Consider the following 2,687-nt stretch of genomic DNA (forward strand, 5'->3'; position numbering starts at 1 on the left):
CGGGGCGCGACCGCGTCCGCCGCGGCGCTGCGCTGGATCGCCGCGGTCGCGGCGGAGCTGGCGACGAGGCTGATCGGTGCGGGACCCAGGTCGACCGCCGCGGAGACGACCCCCGCGAGCGCGTCCGCGTACCCCACCGCGTGCCGCGAGCGCGCCTGGACGAGGCCCGTGAGCAGGTCGGTCGGGGCCGATCGCCAGCGGCGGGCGCTCGACGCGGCGGAGAAGAAGTCGTCGTAGGTCGCCTCCGGGCGGCCGATGGCGGTGCGCCAGCGCACGGGTGCCCCGGTGAGCGACTCCGCGACCGCGGCGGCGAGCCGCTCGCCCTCGTCGCGGACCGCGGACTCGTCGAGCCCGGCCTCGCGGCCCACCGCGACCAGCGCGTCGAGCGCGGGGCCGAGCGCCGGCGCGGGCGCGCTCACGCCGCGCCTCCCTGCGTGCCGGGCTGGCCGAGCGTGCCCGGCAGCTCGAGCGAGGACGTGCCGAACTTCTCGGCGAGGAACTGCCCGTGCGCCACGAGCGCGTTCGCGTCCTGCCGCGAGACCGCGTCGGAGATCTTGGTCAACGTCGCGCCCAGCAGGTCGAGCTGGTCGCACAGCACCATGAGCGACGTCTTGCCGTCGGCGACGACGCGCCGGTCGGCGAAGTCGCGCGGCAGCCGCAGGTACCCCTCGACGGCCTCGGGCAGGTAGCTCGTCGCCGTCGCGACCACGGTGTGCGCCTGCCGGCTGCCGAGCCCGAGCCGGTCCAGGCGCGGCGCCATGTCCTCGACGACCCGTGCGATGCGGTGCACCCGGGCCGTCACGGCCGGCGGCACCCGGCCGGCGATGTCCCGCTCGACCTCGTGCACGGACGCGACGATGTCCGCCGCAGCGGGCGGCTCGGGAGCCGGCTGCGACGACTCCTCGCCGCCCGCGCCCCGGCGGCCGAACAGGTCCCCCCACCACCCCATCGCGCGCGCCGCCGGCCCGCCTCAGCTGCCGAGGTCGAGCGACCCGCTCGACGCACCGGTGCTGTCGGCCTTGGAGACGCGGTCGATGTACTCGCGCGCCTTCGTCGTCTCGGTCTCGAGCACGCCGATGGTCTGCGCCATCGAGTCGAGCGCCTTGACCTTGAACTCGTCGATCGAGTCCATCGTCAGGTAGATGTCCGCGAACGCCTGCTGCAGCTGCGGCAGCCCGATCGTCGCCGACGCCGCCTGCTGCTGGATCGTCGCGGACTGCTCGCGCAGCATCTTCGACGTCGAGGCGATCATCCCGGACGTCGTGGTGTTGAGCGCCGTGATCTGGTCGAGCACGAGCTTCTGGTTGTTGAGCGCCTGCGCGACCAGCACCGCGGTCCGCAGCGCCGCGACCGTCGTCGTCGTCGCCCGGTCGACGCCCTTGATGAGCTCGACGTTGTTCTTGAGGATGATGTCGATCGCGAGGTAGCCCTGGATCGAGACGGCGAGCTGCGTCAGCAGGTCCTGGTGCTTCTGGCGGACGTAGAACAGCACGTCCTCGCGCAGCTGCTTGGCGCGCGTCGGGTCGGTGACCTCGGCCTCGGCGATGCGCGCCGCGAGCTGGGAGTCGAGCCGCTCGGCCACATAGATGTACTGGTTGAGGCGCGCCATCGTGTCCCAGAGGTGCTTCTTCTCCAGGTTGAGGGCCGCGTTGTCCTTCCGGAGCTCGTCCTGGCCGTTGTAGAGGCTCTGGACGATCGCGTCGAGCTGCTTCTGCGCGCTCTCGTACCGGCGGAAGTAGTCGGTGATGGAGTCGCCGAACGGGATGATCCCGAGGAGCTTGCGGCCCACGCTCTTCTCGCTCGGGTCGAGCTCCTCGACCGTGCGGCGCAGGTCCAGCAGCGAGCGGCTCACCTGCGAGGTGCCGGAGACGCCGCCCTCGCGCATCTCCTTGACCGGCATCTGCATGAGCCGGTTGGAGGTGTCCGCCGCGGCACGGATGTCGGCGTCGCCCATCGTCCGGACGTCGTCCGCCTTCGCCGCGAACTCGGGCGAGCCCGCCTCGGCCGCCATGAGCCCGTCGAGGTAGGAGGCGACCTTGGCGTCGAGGCCCGGGATCGCGGCCTCGTCGACCTTCGGCGCCATCGCGGGCGCCTGCGTCGTCGCGACCGGCTGGACGGGCGCCGGGGCCTCGAGCACGAGAGGCGTCGGGGCGGGTGGCTGCAGCGGCGTCGCCTCGGTCATCAGTGGCCCCCGTCGGAGTGGGTTCGGCGCGCGGCCCCGCAGGCCAGGACGGTCGCAGGACGTGCGCGCACGGGCGTCTCGGAGAGCCGCACGCTACCACCAGGGCCGGACGCGACGGCCGGGCCGGGTGAGGCCGCGGGAGGCTTCACCCGCAGGTGACGAACGAGGCGCCCCGCCGGTTCCCGAGGGGGTGCCGCGGCGGCCGGCTCAGCGGCGCGCCGAGGGCCCGGAGGCGACGAGCGCCCCGGCCGTCGTGAGCACCGCCGCGTCCTCCACGAGCGCCGCCCGCAGGTCCGGCTGCAGCGCCGCCGGGCCGTCGTCCGCGGCCCACTGCCGCCACGACGCGCCGAGCACCGACCCGACGAACGCGCCGACGGCCCCGACCACCGAGCCCACGGCGACCCCGACGGGCCGGGACCCCTCCACGGCCGCCAGCGCGCCCCCGCCGAGCGCGCCCGCGGCGAGGCGGCCGAGCACCTGGGGCGAGCCGAGCCGGGAGGGCGTC

Annotated in this window: 3 protein-coding genes and 1 pseudogene; all 4 read right to left on the reverse strand. The window is 74.7% G+C overall.

What is annotated here, in order from left to right; translation table 11 throughout:
- Positions 1-419: pseudogene (locus HGCM_RS19610) on the reverse strand (AAA family ATPase); the annotation flags it as partial.
- Positions 416-949: a hypothetical protein gene (locus HGCM_RS03170; RefSeq protein ID WP_019135439.1), complete on the reverse strand. Its 534-nt coding sequence runs from the start codon at positions 947-949 to the stop codon at positions 416-418. The pseudogene HGCM_RS19610 and the gene HGCM_RS03170, both read right to left, overlap by 4 nt.
- Before the next feature lie 21 nt (positions 950-970).
- Positions 971-2,182, reverse strand: a complete 1,212-nt coding sequence (locus HGCM_RS03175) for a toxic anion resistance protein (protein WP_019135440.1) — start codon at positions 2,180-2,182, stop codon at positions 971-973.
- Between the two features lie 207 nt (positions 2,183-2,389).
- Positions 2,390-2,687: hypothetical protein (locus tag HGCM_RS16630; protein ID WP_370906314.1), on the reverse strand; the 298-nt coding region annotated here is incomplete at its 5' end.

Origin of the sequence: Cellulomonas massiliensis JC225, from assembly GCF_000312005.1 — a bacterium.
GTDB classification, from domain to species: domain Bacteria; phylum Actinomycetota; class Actinomycetes; order Actinomycetales; family Cellulomonadaceae; genus Cellulomonas; species Cellulomonas massiliensis.

Excerpts from the sequence above, each read along its gene's own strand:
- HGCM_RS03170 (WP_019135439.1), bottom strand. The coding sequence starts at position 949 with ATGGGGTGGTGGGGGGACCTGTTCGGCCGCCGGGGCGCGGGCGGCGAG.
- HGCM_RS03175 (WP_019135440.1), bottom strand. The coding sequence starts at position 2,182 with ATGACCGAGGCGACGCCGCTGCAGCCACCCGCCCCGACGCCTCTCGTG.